The sequence below is a fragment of the Paraflavitalea pollutisoli genome (genome assembly GCF_029360705.1).
Lineage (GTDB): Bacteria > Bacteroidota > Bacteroidia > Chitinophagales > Chitinophagaceae > Paraflavitalea > Paraflavitalea pollutisoli.
This window is the reverse complement of sequence record NZ_JARKMX010000008.1, coordinates 899,307-915,949: the sequence shown is the minus strand read 5'-3', so window position 1 is coordinate 915,949 and position 16,643 is coordinate 899,307. Positions and strand designations below refer to the sequence as shown.

At 52.2% G+C, this 16,643-nt stretch carries 11 protein-coding genes; 4 read left to right on the top strand and 7 right to left on the bottom strand.

What is annotated here, in order from left to right; all coding sequences use genetic code 11:
- Positions 1-34: 34 nt before the first annotated feature.
- Together P2W70_RS17640 and P2W70_RS17635 are read right to left on the bottom strand one after the other, a co-directional pair.
- Positions 35-1,597, bottom strand: a complete 1,563-nt coding sequence (locus P2W70_RS17640) for an acyl-CoA mutase large subunit family protein (protein WP_276482822.1) — start codon at positions 1,595-1,597, stop codon at positions 35-37.
- 31 nt (positions 1,598-1,628) lie between these two features.
- Positions 1,629-2,177: a DUF7935 family protein gene (locus P2W70_RS17635; RefSeq protein ID WP_276482821.1), complete on the bottom strand. Its 549-nt coding sequence runs from the start codon at positions 2,175-2,177 to the stop codon at positions 1,629-1,631.
- A 164-nt stretch (positions 2,178-2,341) separates the two neighbouring features.
- On the opposite strand from P2W70_RS17635, the gene P2W70_RS17630 reads away from it, so the two are divergent.
- On the top strand, positions 2,342-2,683 hold the full coding sequence (locus P2W70_RS17630) for a HesB/IscA family protein (protein WP_276482820.1): 342 nt from the start codon (positions 2,342-2,344) through the stop codon (positions 2,681-2,683).
- 529 nt (positions 2,684-3,212) lie between these two features.
- Here P2W70_RS17630 and P2W70_RS17625 read toward each other — a convergent pair.
- On the bottom strand, positions 3,213-4,088 hold the full coding sequence (locus P2W70_RS17625; protein ID WP_276482819.1) for a sugar phosphate isomerase/epimerase family protein: 876 nt from the start codon (positions 4,086-4,088) through the stop codon (positions 3,213-3,215).
- Positions 4,089-4,266: 178 nt separating this feature from the next.
- Between P2W70_RS17625 and P2W70_RS17620 the strand changes: the two genes are divergently transcribed.
- Complete coding sequence (locus tag P2W70_RS17620; RefSeq protein WP_276482818.1) at positions 4,267-5,835, top strand: carbohydrate-binding domain-containing protein; 1,569 nt, start codon at positions 4,267-4,269, stop codon at positions 5,833-5,835.
- A gap of 204 nt (positions 5,836-6,039) precedes the next feature.
- A complete protein-coding gene (locus P2W70_RS17615; RefSeq protein WP_276482817.1) occupies positions 6,040-6,996 on the top strand; it encodes a DNA alkylation repair protein in 957 nt (318 codons plus the stop codon).
- Positions 6,997-7,189: 193 nt separating this feature from the next.
- On the opposite strand, the gene P2W70_RS17610 is transcribed toward P2W70_RS17615, so the two are convergent.
- From P2W70_RS17610 to P2W70_RS17595, 4 genes are all read right to left on the bottom strand, one after another.
- On the bottom strand, positions 7,190-7,567 hold the full coding sequence (locus tag P2W70_RS17610; protein ID WP_276482816.1) for a retropepsin-like aspartic protease: 378 nt from the start codon (positions 7,565-7,567) through the stop codon (positions 7,190-7,192).
- 153 nt (positions 7,568-7,720) lie between these two features.
- Positions 7,721-8,860: a pyridoxal phosphate-dependent aminotransferase gene (locus P2W70_RS17605; RefSeq protein ID WP_338119856.1), complete on the bottom strand. Its 1,140-nt coding sequence runs from the start codon at positions 8,858-8,860 to the stop codon at positions 7,721-7,723.
- 225 nt (positions 8,861-9,085) lie between these two features.
- The gene (locus tag P2W70_RS17600; RefSeq protein ID WP_276482814.1) at positions 9,086-11,434 is read right to left on the bottom strand and encodes an ABC transporter permease; all 2,349 of its coding nucleotides are present in this window, start codon (positions 11,432-11,434) and stop codon (positions 9,086-9,088) included.
- Between the two features lie 247 nt (positions 11,435-11,681).
- Positions 11,682-13,196 carry a hypothetical protein gene (locus tag P2W70_RS17595; protein WP_276482813.1) on the bottom strand — a complete coding sequence of 505 codons (1,515 nt, stop codon included), beginning with the start codon at positions 13,194-13,196 and terminating at the stop codon, positions 11,682-11,684.
- 348 nt (positions 13,197-13,544) lie between these two features.
- Between P2W70_RS17595 and secDF the strand changes: the two genes are divergently transcribed.
- On the top strand, positions 13,545-16,643 hold the full coding sequence (gene secDF / locus P2W70_RS17590) for a protein translocase subunit SecDF (RefSeq protein WP_276482812.1): 3,099 nt from the start codon (positions 13,545-13,547) through the stop codon (positions 16,641-16,643).

Here is a 16,643-nt window from a genome sequence, read left to right as displayed (position 1 = left end):
AAGACTGGTCCGGCGTAAACGGGCGGCGGCCTTCCTACTTGTACTCACCATACACCTCGCGCAACGTATCGGCAATTTCGCCGAGGGTGCATTTCTGCTCAACCGCTTCGATAACGGTGGGCATGATGTTCTCGTCGCTGCCCGCCTTATCAGACAGCAACTGCAGCAACTGATCGCATTTGGCATGATCGCGCTGGTGCCGCAGGGTAGCGAGTTTTTCGCTTTGTACCTGACGGATGGAATCGTCGATCTTGAAGGGCGGTGGGGTATTGGTATCTGTTGACTGGAACTTGTTGACGCCTACAATAATTTTTTCATTACGCTCTACCTGGCGTTGATAATCATAAGCGCTGCGTGCAATCTCGTCCTGGATAAATCCCTGCTCAATAGCGCTCACGCTGCCACCCATCGCGTCGATCTTGCCGATGAGTTGCCAGGCGGCTTCTTCCACTTCTTTGGTCAGTGCTTCTACGAAATAAGAGCCTGCCAGCGGGTCGACCGTATCGGCTGCGCCGCTTTCAAAAGCCACGATCTGTTGGGTGCGTAAGGCGATGCGGGCCGCCTCTTCGGTGGGCAGGCTAAGCGCTTCGTCGTACCCATTGGTATGAAGCGATTGGGTGCCGCCCAATACGGCAGACAGGGTTTGGACCGTTACCCGGGCGATATTGTTCAGGGGTTGCTGGGCCGTGAGCGTACTGCCACCGGTTTGGGTATGAAAGCGCAACATCATGGCCTTGGGGTCGGTAGCGCCCAGTTCCTTCATCATGGTAGCCCACATGGTGCGGGCTGCGCGGAACTTGGCGATCTCCTCAAACAGGTTGTTGTGGGCATTAAAGAAGAACGACAACCGTTTACCGAATACGTTGATATCCAATCCCTTTTCAAGGGCTGCTTTAACATAGGCTTTACCATTGCTCAGTGTAAAGGCGATCTCCTGCACGGCCGTACTGCCCGCTTCGCGGATATGGTAGCCGGAGATGGAGATGGTATTCCACTTGGGCAGGTCCTGGGCACACCACTCAAAAATATCGGTGATGATGCGCATGGATGGTTTGGGTGGATAGATATAGGTACCGCGGGCGGCGTATTCTTTGAGGATATCGTTCTGGATGGTGCCGCTGATCTTTTTCAGATCGGCGCCCTGTTGTTTGGCCAAGGCTACATACAGGCTCAGGAGAATGAAGCCGGTGGCGTTGATGGTCATGGAAGTAGAGACGTCTTCCAGCTTAATGCCTTTGAAGAGGGTTTGCATATCCTCGATGCTGTCGATGGCAACGCCTACTTTGCCCACTTCGCCTTCTGCCAGGGCATGGTCGCTATCGTACCCGATCTGCGTGGGAAGGTCGAAAGCTACGCTAAGGCCCATGACCCCTTGTGACAGCAGGTAATGGTAGCGCTTATTGCTTTCTTCGGCGGTACTGAAGCCGGCATATTGCCGCATGGTCCACAGCTTACCCCGGTACATATCGGGCTGAACGCCCCTGGTAAAGGGAAATTCGCCGGGTGGGGGCGAGGCAGGTATTCCAGCAATGCTGCTGGCATCGTACAATTCGTTGATTGTTATTCCGCTATCGGTCGTTACCTTCTTTTCTGGCATAAGCTATCATTGTTTAAGAACGCAGCGATCCTCAGGCCATGAGCTTGCGGGCTTCATAGCTTAGGGCATCCGCCACGATAGTGTGCAGCGATGCTTTGGGATTCTGCACGAGCATTTCGAGAATGGCCCGGCTCAGGTCCTGGCCGCTGGAGTCTGGTGGCAGGAAAGAGGTGATCTGGTTTACGATCAGCAGGTTCTGGTCTTTCAGGTTGCGCACGGCTTCCCAGGCATCCTGGCTCACGTACATCTGTTGGGTGACATTGTATTCGAACTCGCCTTTGATCTGCTGGATCAGTACGGCCTGCAGGTCGCGGGCGCTGAAATTAGGATCATTCAGGCGGTTGATGATATTGGGTAGGGCAATGCGGTCAACGAGCAGGATGAGTCGCTCATAGGCCTGCAATTGCATTTGCTTGGAGGTGGCTACCTGGTTCGTTTCCTGGTTTTCTGCTTTCTTGCGGTCTTCCATGGCGAGTTTGGTTTCCTTGCGCTGTTTCCAGAACAAAAAAGCGAGGGTGCCGCCCAAGGTAAAGGCGATAATCAGTTGCCAGATGAGTTCATTTACGGAAAGAGATCCCATTAGGGGTAGTTTTTAAAAGTCAACAAATGTAGTGAATTCGAATTGAGTTCCCTTTAACGGTTGAACGGGTAGTTATAGTCTGCCAGGTCGTATGATTGTCAATTGTTTGTTGGGCCATTGACCGTATATGGCAAACTTTGTATTTTTGGGCAAACAGGAAGAACATGGAAACAGTGACAGCCCCCGTACAATTTACCCCCAGTGCCCGTACCGAATTACTCCGCCTGATGAATGATCCTGGTTTCGATACCAGCAAGTTCTTACGGATCGGCGTAAAAGGTGGTGGTTGCTCGGGCATGAGTTATGTGCTGGGCTTCGACGACCGCCAGGAGGCGGATCAGCTGTATGAGGTAGACGGACTACGTTTTATCATGAACCAATCACACGGCCTGTACCTGGCCGGTATCCAGATCGACTGGCTGGAAGGACTCAATGCCCGCGGCTTCTCCTTCAGTAACCCCAATGCCAGCAAAACCTGCGGTTGCGGCAGTTCCTTTGCCGTGTAATATGCGTGTGAAAAGCCTGCGGAATGCAGGCGGAGAGTACGCGGAATGTATGCGTACTATTCAGAAAAAGCTCCGGAATAGCTTTGGTACTATAACCAGACTATACAGGGGTTTAGTACATGCGCAGTGCTCTCTCCGTGCTATGCCCGTGCATTACCAGTACCTCCTATTTACATTCAAGTACACGACGGCTGCTCGCGTCGTGGTAACCGTATGTCGCCTGGGTTTTTCCTGACTAAGTTCACTGTGTAAGGCTGATTGGACCTCAGATCCTACTCGGCTTCCGAGGACCTACACTGGACCTACACCGAACCTATCGAGGACCTACAACGCTGCACGAGCTCGGCAGTAGCTCGGCACCACCTCGGCATGAGCTCGGCAGTAAATTGTCATATATGAATAATACGGTATTTGTTTGGCACTTATAACCTGTTGGCTACGGGTTTTTAAGGCCGACTCCAGAGCACGCTGCCGGGATGGTGAGATTGCTTAGGGGAAATGATTGAACTTAATGAGTATCAGCCCAAGCCTATTTCAGCAGTTTTTTGGTAAAAACGGCGCTGCGCTCCACGCAGGCCAGGTCATTGGGGATATAATTGTTGCCCTGCTCCACGTACATATGTTGCACGCCGGCGTCGGCGGCATAGGGTAGTATTTTGGTAAAATTAATATCACCATCACCCATGGTGGTATGTAATTCGGGATTGGTTTTGTCTTTGTCTTTCAGGTGCCAGAGCGGGAAGCGGCCCGGGTGTTTTTTGAACAGCGCTGGCAGATCTTGTTTCATGAACGTAGACCAGTACAGGTCGAGCTCCAGCTTCACGTATCTCGGATCGCTATCACGCAGCAGGATGCCGTAACCGGTTTCACCATTCTGCTCGATGAATTCGAAATTGTGGTTATGATAGGCAAACTGTAAACCTGCCTTTGTGACTTTCTCGCCGACCTTATTCAACGCAGCGACGACTTCCTTAAATTGCTCGATAGGACGCATCGGTTCATCGACCCAGGGCCACACGATATAGGTTTGTTTCAGGATCAGCGCGCCTTGAATACAATCATCGACATAGCGGTCGAGGTCTTCGGGTTTGGTACCCGGACCAATGTATTTATTGAGTTCGTAATGACCACTGGGACTGGTCAGGTTGTTGTTGTTGAGCAGTAGTTTGAACTGGGCCGGTGTATGTTTATAATATTGCCGGTTGTAGCCATAGGTCTCTACTTCTTCATATCCGTAGGATGCGATCTTCGCGAGCGTGCCGCGGGTGTCTTTGGCCATGGCATCGCGAATGGTATACAACTGAAGGCCGAGCTTGTATTTGGGTTTCAGGGTAAAGGCCGAGCCCATCATTACGGCTGAAGTCAATACAGCCGATTGGCGGATAAAATCTCTACGGTTGGTCATGCAGGCGTGAATTTGAACAGTAAGGATACTGAATTTATTTAACAAATCCTTGTACGGGAAGGTACTGCGATGATATTAGTCGGGAGAAAAATCCCATTGACCGATGCTTTGTAGGCGTGCTATATCGCAACCAATAGTTTCGTTGCATGGAACAATGCTACACTTAATTATTACCGCAATGATGACACCTGCAACACAGACCCGCCCGGCCGCAACAACCGGCCCCCTGAAGCCTCTATTGACGAGTTTTATCATCCTGTTTACAACGCTTGGCTGGCTCAGCGCCTGCTCTGACAAGGCCGCTGCCGACGAAGCGACTACCGGTAGTACGACGGCCACCATCGACAGTACCGCCATCACCAGTGGTACGGCAGAAGGTGGCACCCAAACCGGCTATGATGCAGAAGACATCCTGGCCAATTCGACTTTCGGCAGCATCGTGACGATCAACTTTGGCAGTACCGTGACCATCAGCAATCCGTTATCGGCCGCCGGCGTGACGATTGTGCAGTCAGGGCAGGACCTGACGGTGACCTCTACTGTGGCCGGAGTAGAATACCAACTGTCGGGCACTACCACCAATGGATCGGTGAAGATCTACAGCGACAAGAAATTCAAGCTCACGCTCAATGGCGTCAATATCACCCATGCCGATGGTCCGGCCATCAACATACAATCCTCCAAAAGAGCTTTTGTGGTGATCAATGACAATACGACCAACTCCCTGACGGATGGAGCCAGCTATGCCACGTCTGCGGAAGATCAGAAAGCCACCTTCTTCAGCGAAGGACAGCTGGTGTTCAGTGGCCATGGCAGTCTCGACGTGAAAGGCAATTACAAGCATGGCATCGCCAGTGATGATTATATCCGCGTGATCAGCGGCACGATAACGGTTACCGGCGCTGTCACTGATGGATTTCATACCAACGACGCGTTTATCGTGGATGGTGGCACCCTGAAGGTGACTGCCGCCAGTGATGGCATCGAATGCGAGGAGGGGTATGTGATTGTCAATGATGGCAACCTGACGTTGAATACGGGTGATGACGGCATCGCGGCCTCGTATGAAGAAGAAGATGCCAGCATTGATCCGTATGTGACCATCAATGGTGGTACCATCAATGTGACCTCAACCGCCGGTGAGGGTATCGAGAGCAAAAGTGTATTGACTATCAACAAAGGCAATATTACCGTGAAGACAGCCGATGACGGCCTCAATGCCGGTACAGCCATCTACATCAATGGGGGTAATGTCTATGCGTACAGCACCGGCAATGATGCGATGGACTCCAATGGGATCTTTACGATTACCGGTGGTAAGATCTTGGCGGTAGGAGCGAGGGCGCCCGAAGCCAGTATCGACTGTGATGCGCGGACGCTCAAGATCACGGGAGGTATCCTGGTGGGGATAGCGGGCGCTACGAGCGGACCGACAGCATCGGTGTCGACAGTGCCATCGGTCATTTTGGGTAGTGGCTCCGCCAACCAGGTGATCCATATCGAGGCGGCTGATGGTACAGAGGCCCTGACCTTCCAGGCGCCGATCGCTTACAGCACGATGATCTACGCCAGTGCGAAACTGAAAACGGGCACCAGTTACCGGGTCTACACCGGCGGAAGTGTTACCGATGGAGTTTCGTTCAATGGACTGTATATGTCGGGTACTTATAGTAAAGGCAGTTCTTCTACTTCATTTACAACCAATACCATGGTTACCCAGGTGGGTGGATCGATGAGCCGGGGATAAGGAATTAGTCTATAGCTCCGCAGCTCTATCAACTTTTTCAGAACGGCGCCTTCGGGCGCCGTTCGTCATCGTATAGCTGCCGTCTGGCGGGGGCAGAGCGGCCAACGCCGGATAAAGGCTATCAGCCCCTGGTTTTGTCGCAATAGCACCGGCGGAATGCTGGGATATACCAGTATGTTTGTAGTCACCAAAATTGACTACCTTATGGCCAAAGCTGCCGCCACCGTTTCCCGCCTCCCAAAGTCGACTGCACCATCAAACACCAAAGCTGGTAATAAATCGCCTGCCGGTAAAAAGACGGCTACTAAATCGGGGGTTCCTAAGCCTGCGGCTAAAAAGGCGGCCACGAAATCCGCCATCCATAAGCCTGCGGCTAAAAAGGCCGCCGTAAAATCCATCTCGCCGAAAAGCGTCAAGGCTGCCTCGGTTAAGACCGCTGGCAAAGCTGATCTGACTGCCCGGGTCTTTATCGATACCCTGATGACCTACCAGTCGGACGCAGAACTCAAGAAATACGAACGTTATTTTAGTTTTAATGACGAGAAGCCATTGGTGGGGGATCAGTTTGTAGGGGTGCGCATGGGGCATGTTTTTGAGGTGGCCAAGCTGTTTGTAGACATGCCGGTCAAAGAGATCGAAAAGTTGATGGAGCATGCCGTACACGAGATGCGGGCGGGTGCCATGAGCATCATGGGTAAAGCGGCGAGTGCCAAAAAGGTGACGGAAGAAAGGCTGAAGGAACTGTACGACCTATACCTGCGCAGGCATGACCGGGTAAACAGCTGGGACCTGGTGGACCTGGCGGCGCACCAGGTGGTGGGCAGGTATTTGTATGATAAGCCGCGTAAGGTGCTATACCAACTCGCGCAATCGAAGAACCCCTATGAGCGGAGAACGGCTATATTGAGTACTGCGCATTTTATCCGCCAGGGCGAGGTGGACGAAACATTCCGGATTGCAGCCCTGCTGATGAAAGACACGGACGAGACGGTCAACAAAGCCACGGGCTGGATGCTGCGGTATGCCGGCAAGGACCGGAAACAGCTCAAGACTTTCCTGGATAAACATGCTGCTACGATGCCGCGCTCGGCCTTGCGCAATGCGCTGGAGCATTTCGACAGCAAAGAAAAAGCACATTATATGGGGTTGAAGAAGGGGTAGGTGCGACATCAACTCCTGAACGATAGCACATCGACAGCAAAGATAATGCGGATTATATGGTGTTGAAGAAGGGGAGGCGCGGCAGCAACTGCCGAACGACAAATACCCACAGCTCGCTTCAAACTGCCTGGTTGTTTCGCTGGCCAGTGAAACAGGTCTTTACAAAAAAAAACCGGAAACCCGGCTTTTACTGTTATATCAATTGCATTTTAGCAACCTTGGGATCAACTTCTACCCGGTCGTCATCGAAGTTGAGTTTGATGCGCCATTTCTGCATGGTGGCAGCGCCGATTATCGCCTCTTCACTTAACCCGGGCACTACGAGGAACTCATCGCTGAGGAGTACATCGTCAATATAGAAGTCTAGGGTGATGCGTTGCTTAACTTCGATAAAATGACCCTCACTGGCCGTAGCGATGCGCCTGATTTTACCCAGTGATTGCGCACCTCCCAGTTCCTCCACGTAATCTGGATTTATGCACGACAAATTAGCTCCACCGTCAAATAATGTGTAGAGATTCTTTTCACCTGTGGAGCCTACGTATAATAGCGGATGTTTCAATATTGACATGAATAATGCTTTGACGAAGATACGAAAAATTGCGGGGCCTGGATGTGGTGGGGCTGGCGGGCCAAAGGGGGCTTTAGAAGGACGGCATCGAGAGTCGGACATTAACGCAAAAAGCCGGCAATTGCCGGCTTTTTGTCTATCAATAATAGCTGACTATTTCAGTTTAGCGAGGGCAGCGATGATGCGCTTCCAGGCTTCTTCGATCTTCTCCATGCTGTTGGCAAATGAGATACGGATCGCAGTAGGCTCACCGAATGCGCGACCAGTAACGGTGCTCACGTGTGCCTTGTTCAGCAGGTACATGCAAAGATCATCGGCATCCTTGATGGTCTCTTCGCCATCGCTCTTGCCAAAATACTGGCTAACGGTGGGGAATACATAGAACGCACCATCAGGCTCAGCATACTTCAGGCCGTCAATGCCGTTCATGATCTCGATCACACGCTTCTTACGACGCTCGAACTCCACATTCATTTCCTGTGAAGGACGGAGATCGCCGGTGAACGCTACGATCGCAGCACGCTGGGTGATGCTGTTGGCGCCGCTGGTGATCTGACCTTGCAGTTTTTCACAAGCCTTCACTACATCGGGATGAGCAGCTACTACACCAAGACGGTACCCGGTCATGGCGAAACCTTTACTGAGACCATTTACAATGATCACACGGTCTTTCAGGTCGTCGAATTGTGCAATGCTCTCGTGTTTGCCTACGAAGTTGATGTACTCATAGATCTCGTCGGAGAGGATGAATACCTTGGGGTACTTGCGCAGTACCACGGCCAGGCCTTCCAGCTCGGCTTTGCTGTATACGGAACCGCTGGGGTTACAGGGGGAAGAGAACATCACCAGACGCGTCTTCTCTGTAATAGCTGCTTCCAGCTCACCAGGGGTGATCTTGTATTTGTTCTCGATAGAAGTGGTGACCAGCTTTACAACGCCTTCGCCCAGCTTCACGATCTCGGAGTAAGTAACCCAATACGGCGTAGGGATCACTACTTCGTCACCGGGGCTGATCACCGCCCATACCGCGTTGACCAAACTTTGTTTGGCACCAGTTGATACGATGATGTTTTCGGGTTTATAATCGAGGTTGTTGTCGCGCTTCAGTTTTACACATACAGCCTCGCGGAGGTCCATATAGCCGGCTACGGGTGTGTAGTGGCTATAGTTATCGTCGATGGCTTTCTTAGCGGCATCCTTGATGTGTTGTGGGGTATCGAAATCGGGCTCCCCCAAACTGAGGTCGATAACATCAATGCCTTTGGCTCTCAACTCGCGGCCGAGTTTCGCCATCTTCAGCGTTTCAGGCTCGCTGAACCATGTTAATCTGGATGATAATTGCATAATTAATAAGTGTCTGTTGCTTGCTTTTTTAAACGAATGGCGCAAAAGTAATACAGTTTGCGGTTTTTTTGTTAGCCATTTTTGCGTGTCATCCGGACATATTTTGACCTCGCGGATACTAAAAAGCCCTGCAGCCGGAGGGCGTGCAGGGCCGATATCGAAAAGTAGAAAGGCTTAATCGTTGCGCAGCGACTGCGAAGGGCTTACCAGCGCGGCTTTGATGCCATGGAAACTGACGGTGGCCAGCGCAATAATCACCGTAGCGATGCCTGCCACGGCAAACATCCACCAGGACAGCGAAATGCGGTAATCCATGTTTTGGAGCATACTGTGCAGCGCCCAGCCGGCCAGCGGCGTGGCCAGCACAAACGCGATCAGCACCGGTTTCAGGAAGTCTTTGGATAAGATCATCCAGACCTGGGTGAGACTGGCGCCCAATATTTTGCGGACACCCACTTCTTTTTGCCGGCGCTCTGCCAGGAAGGCCGACAGGCCAAACAATCCCAGGCAGGAGATGAAAATGGCCAGCACGCCTATCAGGTTGGTCATCTGGCTCGTAAACCGGATGCCCTGAAAACGTTTCTGGTATTCTTCATTCACGAAATGAAACTCAAAGGGAAACAGCGGATCGGTCTTTTTGATCGCTTTTTCGATGCCTGCCATGGTTTTCTTCCACTGGTCGTCGTTTTTGATGCGGATAAACAGGTGGTTGACTGTTCCGCGGGTCAGTTTGATCAGCATGGGCTTGGGCGTCGACAGGGGATTGTTGTACACGAAATCTCCTACCACGCCCACCACCGTACCACCACCTACCCGCTGACCTACTACGGGGGATACCAGCCTCATTTTCTTCACGGCTACTTCGTTCAGTAGCACTGCATTGGTGTCGGTACCGTAGGCGGGGTCAAATTCCCGGCCTTCCGCCAGCGGTAATCCCGCCGTTTTGGCCCAGTCGTATTGCACGTCGGTCAGGGTAACCCACATGCGGTCGTTGGGTCCCTGTCCGGGCCAGGTGACCCCATCGGTGGCGCCGCCAAAGCGGAGGATGTTGTTGCCGCCGCCCGAAACGCTTTCTACGCCTGGTACCTGCGACAGTTCGTTTTTCAGCAACGCATATTTGTTGACGATCTCTCCGCGCAATGGTACCTCTACCAGGTTTTCGGCAGTATAGCCGATCGGGCGGCTTTCTGCATGGCGGAGTTGTTTATAGATAACGATGGTGGCCAATATCAGGCAGATCGACACCATGAACTGGAAGGTGACCAATCCCTTGCGCAGGATGGAGGCGCCCCGCCGGTTGACGATGATGCCTTTCAATACCAATACCGGCTTGAAGCTGCTGAGGAAGAAGGCTGGGTAGCTGCCGGCCACCAGTCCCGTAAACAGGACCATGCCCGTCAAGGAGGCCCACAGTTGCCAGTTCATGAAATCGAAGCTCAGCTCTTTTTCCGTAAAGTAATTGAGCAGGGGCAATGCTAGCCGCGCGAGCAGTAAAGCGACGGCCAGGGAGATCAGCGATAACAACATGGCTTCGCACAGGAACTGCGCGATCACCTGCTTTCTGAAAGCGCCCATCACTTTGCGGACACCTACTTCCCGGGCCCTACGCTCAGACCGGGCGGTAGAGAGGTTCATGAAGTTGATACAGGCGACCAGCAATACAAAAATCCCGATCGTGGCAAACATCCAGACGGCCGAAATGCGGCCACCACTGGGCTTGCCGTCCTGGAATTCGCCGTGCAACCACATGCGGGAGAAGGGATAGGCAAAAAGTCCGGCTTCTTCATTGTTAAGCCTGGCCTTGATCAGCTTTCCCAGCTTGGCATTGACCGCCGCCAGGTTTACGTTGGGCTGCAGCTGCATCCAGGTGGCGATCTGGTTATTGTCCCATTTGTTGATCCAACCGCTGTTTTGCTGTTCGTATACTTTAAAAGGAATGATGACATCGAACTGCGCGCTGCTATTGGCGGGGATGTCGTGAATAACCGCTGCTACTTCCAGGGGAAACTGGCTGTTGTAGGTGATCAGTTTGCCAATGGCGTTGACGGTGCCAAACAACTTCTGGGCGGTGCGCGCGGTGATCACCACCGAGCCTGATCCTTCCATCGCTTTTACGGGATCGCCGGAGAGCGCTGGGAAGGTCATCATGCGGAAATAATCGGGTTCTGCAAAGACGGTGGTTTCATAGACGCTTTTCTCCTCGGTGGTGATCAGCGTTTGTCCGCTACCGGCAAAACGGGAAATGCGTTGCACTTCCGGCAAATTGGCCTTGACGTCGGCCGCCAGCGGTCCGGGTACACTGGTACCTACACCGATTTCGCCGCCCACCTTGTGGGTATTCATCAGCGAATAGATGTTGGGCATGTTCTGGTGAAACTTATCGTAGCTGATCATATCGAGCACGGCGACCATGATCAGGATGCCGATGGCGAGGCCTACGGCCAGGCCGCTGATATTGATAAAAGAAGATATCTTATTTTTGGCCAGGCTGCGCCAGGCCATCTTGAGGTAGTTTTTTAACATAGCTGTCTGAATAGGTCGATGGTAAAGAACAACGCCGGTGCCAGAATTGTAACTGCCTGATAAATAGCCATATTCTGAGGTGCCTGCGGTTGCCCACTGTACAGTTTTGATACAATGGGTGTACGCGTGCAGGCGCAAAAAAAGCCCTGACACCACAAAGGTAATCAGGGCCGCTATAGGAAGAGAAAAGGCGTCGTGGGTAGCAGCCGGGGTGTGGCAGAAGCCCTGCCCTTGAGCAGCTGCGTTGCTATTGCTTAGGCGGATTGGCCTTTACCTTCATCGCCAGGTACGGCGGAAGGGTAGTGGCGGCTGCAGTTAACCTGGCAGCTTTTGTGTAAAAGCCCCCGTTGACGGTGCTGTAACGGGCATACGTGAGGTATACATAATACATCAGCACGCGGTTGAAGTCGTCGAGCGTCGGATCGCGGATCATGCCCAGCATGGCCGCTTCCATTTTGGCGGGCTCTTTGGTCTCCGCCAGCGCACGACCCAGGCGGCCAACGCTGCCGGCGTAATGGTTTGGCGCCGCATTGGACACGCGCAGTGCAATGCCGATCATGAGATCGGGCACGTTGATGTCGAGCACTTCCAGTTCGCGGATATAGGTGCCCCGTATGGCCTGTCCATAACTGCTGGTGGCCATGCTTTGGAAATGATCATTCATGATATCGAGGTGGGCCCGCAAAAAGGTCTCCCAGTTCACGGTGGCTGCAGAGAGCCGTGCTATCTCCACCGCATGTTCGCGGGGGCGCTGGTCCATACTGCACCGGCCATATACCAACCGGTTGCGTTTCAGCCCGAGACTGGCCTTGGGTGATAAAAATAACTCTACCAGTTTTTCAAATTCATCTTCCGACTGGCGGGTACGCAGGGCTTCTTCATAAGCCTGCAACAGCATAGGCTGAAATTCGGGCATCCGGGAGATGCTTTTCCTGATCAATTCCCATTTGAGGGTATTCCAGTTCTCCACTTCCTTCACGTAGCCGGCGTAGACATGTTTGTCGAGCACATCGTTGGCATTTTTGAGGCGCGGAGCTGCCGCCAATTTACTCCTCACGAACTGGAGGAATGCATATACTTTGGAAGGCGTGCTGTCGGCAAGGTGGGCATACCCGGTATAATAGCCCTCGTCGTTGGCTGTAAAGAGCTTGCTGGTCGTGTCGATCAGGCAATCTACATACAGTACCTGCCGGGCATATTTGGTGGGCACGGCCGGGCTATGGAGGTTGGACGCGAAATAATAGGCCTTTAATAGGGCTTTCCCTTTTTGGTAGTCGTAAAACTGGTACACCCACCGGCCTTTCAGCGGTGTAGCATACTTAGCAGGATCGCCTGTTAATTCCACATATTCCGATTCGGTCCCAAAGCCGGCCGAGGAGAATTGGGTGATGGTATCTTTGCGGATAAACCCGGTTTCCCGGATCACCAGTTGGTCCTTCGAATAGGTAGCCGCCGTGTATTTGGCCTGGAACTGATCGAACGTGATCTGCCGGTCGATGTCCTGGCGGGCCTGCCAGGCTTGCTGATCACGCAGGGTAATATAATGGGCCATGCCCTGGGGTTGGGCATAATAGGTTTTGTTGAGGTCACACACCTTGAAACGCAGGTTGAGCGAATCGACGATGTGTTTTAACTGCCGCATGGTAGAGTCGGGGTAGATGAGTCCGTTCTCGCTGAGGCCAAATTCCGTTTGGGTGGTGGATTGGGCGCCGCTCGCCAGCGCGCCCAGCTGCAGGATGAAGGCTGTCAGGTAAAACTTCATGGGATGGTTATTTACCGCACCAGATGCAGGAAAAAGAAAATTACACATTCTTATTTGGAGAAAAATGTTAAATTGAGGCCTTTACGACCTGATTCAAGTTATTAACCAAGAGAATTTTATGTTTGATGCTGTGCACTATGAGGCTGGCACCCGCCGGCCAAGGACAACTGCGAATGACCTGCCTATCTCCGGACGATCCATTTCATATCTCCTGAATGATTAAACCCGGTTATCCGTATACGTCGACGGAAACCTTCTATAAGCCTCATTTTCAGGCTTATTTTGCTGTTTCCTATTCTGTTTGAAAACCCTATCTTTGCCAACTCCTAAAAAATAAACAACATTGCAATGAGAGCACTGGTTAGCATTTTTGCTGGATTATTGATCCTGATATCCCTTTACCAGCTATCCTTTACCTGGTTCGTGAACAAACATGAGAAGAGTTTGGAGACCAAAGCTGTTGCTTACATCAAGAAAAGCTACACGCCTGCCGACCAAAAATATCCTGGCGATAAAGAAGCGCAAGCTGTTTACCAGGCTCAGTTAGATGAGTACAAAGCTAATTACCTCGACAGCCTGCGTAACGCAACCAAAGAAACAAAGATCACCTGGTGGGGACAAACCTATCAGAAAGCCAAGGAGAGCGAACTGTTGCTCGGTCTTGACCTGCAAGGTGGTATCAACGTGACGATGGATATCGCGCTTGATGGTTTGATCAAAGGTCTTACTGTCAACCCCAACGATCCCCAGATCATCAAAGCCATAGCAGAAGCACAGAAATTGAAGCTGACCAGTGACCAGAACTTCACTACGCTGTTTGTGAATGCTTTCAAGAATGTAAACCCAGGTGCTAAACTGGCTCCTCATTTCGCCAAGCCCGGCAGCAAACTGACTGCTGCCTCTTCCGATAACGAAGTAGTTGCGTACATCAATGGCAAAGCCAACGCGGCGATGTCGCAAACTTACCAGGTACTGCGCAAGCGTATCGATAAGTTTGGTGTTGCCCAGCCTACCATCAGCCTCGATGAGAGCAAGGGTATCATTACGGTGGAACTGGCCGGTGCCAGCGACCCCGAGCGTGTAAGAAAATACCTGCAATCTACTGCCAACCTCCAGTTCTGGGAAGTATACACCCTCAATGATGGTGTGATGCAGACCAGCATGATGAATGCCGACAAAGCCCTCGAGGCCTATTTATATGGTACTTCACCCGCCGACAGTGCTGCCAACGCTATTCCCGATTCTCTGAAGGGTACAGCTAAGGGTGATTCGCTGAAGAAAGTGGCTGACAGTGTGGCCCTCGCTTCCCGCAAGAATCCCCTGTTCCAGGTGCTGATGCCTGCCCGTCCCTACCAGAACGGTGGCCTGCCTGGTTATATCGGTATGGCGATGCTGAAGGATACTGCTAAAGTAAACCAGTACCTCGCCCTGCCTAATGTTAAGAACAACTTCCCCGGCAACGCCAAGTTCCTGTGGGGCAAACAAGAGCGTGACGACAAAGGTGCGCTGAGTCAGGTACTGACCCTGTACGCCGTGAAGACCATTCCCGGTAAAGAAGGTGCCCGTCTGGAAGGTAGCGCGATCGAAGACGCTAACCAGGACTTCAACCAAATGAGCAATGAAGTACAGGTAACGATGGACATGACCGAAGCCGGTGGCCGTATCTGGTCTGATATGACCGAGAAGAGTGTCGGTAAGCCCATTGCCATTGTACTCGATGATATTGTTTATACAGCTCCCAACGTAAACCAGAAGATCGATGGTGGCCGCTCTGTGATCACCATGGGTAGCGGTGCCGGCAAAAACAGGGCCCTCGTAGTAGAAGAAGCCCAGGATATTGCCAACATCCTGAAATCTGGTAAAGTAGAAGCTGCTGCCAAGATCGTACAGGAGCAGGTAGTAGGACCTACCCTGGGTGAAGAAGCCGTTAAGGGTGGTATGTTGTCATTCGCGTTGTCTTTCGCGGTGATCTTCATCCTGATGGTGGTGTATTATAATACGGGTGGTATGGTGGCCAATATCGCCCTCATCCTCAACCTGCTGTTTACCGTAGGTGTATTGAGTGCCATGGGTGCAACCCTGACTGCCCCCGGTATCGCCGGTCTGGTACTGACTATCGGTATCGCGGTAGATACCAACGTTATCATCTTCGAGCGCATCAAGGATGAACTGGCGCATGGTAAATCGCACGAACAGGCTGTAAAAGACGGTTACCGCCGTTCATTGCCGCCGGTGCTCGATGCGCACATCACGCAGTTGCTGACTGCCGTTATCCTGGCGGTGTATGGTCTTGGTCCGGTACTCGGCTTTGCTACCACTACCATCATCGGTATCCTCCTGTCGCTGTTCTGCGGTATCCTCGTATCCCGTCTGATCACCGATTTCTATACCAACAACAACCGTCACTTCAAATACTTCACCAACATCTCCAAGCGCATCTTCCAACATGCTGCTTACAAATTCATCGAGTTCCGCAAGGTAGCCTATGTGATCTCTGCGATCGTACTGGCTCTTGGTGTAGCTGCCGTGTTCCATGGCTTCGATGAAGGCGTGGAGTTCAAAGGTGGACGCAGCTATGTGGTGAACTTCGGCAAGCCCGTTGACGAAGAGCAGGTGAGAGGTGCACTCGAGAAGGTGTTTGAAAAAACTCCCCAGCTGAAAACGTATGGCAATGCCAACAAGCTGGAGATCGTAACCGACTACCGCATCAACGAAGAAGGTCTGACCGTCGACTCTGCTGTCAGAAACACGCTCTTTGAAGGCCTGAAGCCTTACCTGCCTGCTAACCTGACTGCAGCTGAGTTTGCTACCACTAAATATGTAGAAGGTACCAAGAAAGTAGATCCTACCATTTCCGATGACCTGAAGTCTGGTGCTAAATGGGCTACGTTCTGGTCACTGCTGATGATCGCCGTGTATATCTTCCTGCGGTTCCGTGACTGGCGTTTCTCGCTCGGTACTATCGTGGCACTGATGCACGACGTATTGGTGATCCTGATCGTATTCTCCTTCTTTAAAGGCATCGTGCCCTTCCCGCTCGAAATCGACCAGCACTTCATTGCGGCGATCCTGACGGTGATCGGTTTCTCGATGAACGATACGGTGATCGTCTACGACCGTGTACGTGAGTACAGCCACAACATGCGCGGCGTCACCAAAGCACAGATCATCAACAAAGCTATCAACGATACGCTGAGCCGTACCATCATGACCTCACTGACCGTGTTGCTGACCATCCTGATCCTGTTCCTGGTAGGTGGTGAAGTAACCAGAGGTTTTGCCTTTGCAATGGTAATCGGTGTGATCACTGGTACGTACTCTTCTATCTTCGTAGCTGCTCCGATGCTGATCGACCTGGCGAAGGACAAGCCCCTGGGTGAGGCTGATGCGCAACCCGGTACCGCGGCTCCAGCTGCTAAGGCGAAGACGCCAACTGCCAAAGCATAA

Excerpts from the sequence above, each read along its gene's own strand:
- secDF (WP_276482812.1), top strand. The coding sequence starts at position 13,545 with ATGAGAGCACTGGTTAGCATTTTTGCTGGATTATTGATCCTGATATCC.
- P2W70_RS17625 (WP_276482819.1), bottom strand. The coding sequence starts at position 4,088 with ATGACCAACCGTAGAGATTTTATCCGCCAATCGGCTGTATTGACTTCA.
- P2W70_RS17610 (WP_276482816.1), bottom strand. The coding sequence starts at position 7,567 with ATGTCAATATTGAAACATCCGCTATTATACGTAGGCTCCACAGGTGAA.
- P2W70_RS17640 (WP_276482822.1), bottom strand. The coding sequence starts at position 1,597 with ATGCCAGAAAAGAAGGTAACGACCGATAGCGGAATAACAATCAACGAA.
- P2W70_RS17620 (WP_276482818.1), top strand. The coding sequence starts at position 4,267 with ATGATGACACCTGCAACACAGACCCGCCCGGCCGCAACAACCGGCCCC.
- P2W70_RS17630 (WP_276482820.1), top strand. The coding sequence starts at position 2,342 with ATGGAAACAGTGACAGCCCCCGTACAATTTACCCCCAGTGCCCGTACC.
- P2W70_RS17600 (WP_276482814.1), bottom strand. The coding sequence starts at position 11,434 with ATGTTAAAAAACTACCTCAAGATGGCCTGGCGCAGCCTGGCCAAAAAT.
- P2W70_RS17615 (WP_276482817.1), top strand. The coding sequence starts at position 6,040 with ATGGCCAAAGCTGCCGCCACCGTTTCCCGCCTCCCAAAGTCGACTGCA.
- P2W70_RS17605 (WP_338119856.1), bottom strand. The coding sequence starts at position 8,860 with ATGGCGAAACTCGGCCGCGAGTTGAGAGCCAAAGGCATTGATGTTATC.
- P2W70_RS17635 (WP_276482821.1), bottom strand. The coding sequence starts at position 2,177 with ATGGGATCTCTTTCCGTAAATGAACTCATCTGGCAACTGATTATCGCC.
- P2W70_RS17595 (WP_276482813.1), bottom strand. The coding sequence starts at position 13,196 with ATGAAGTTTTACCTGACAGCCTTCATCCTGCAGCTGGGCGCGCTGGCG.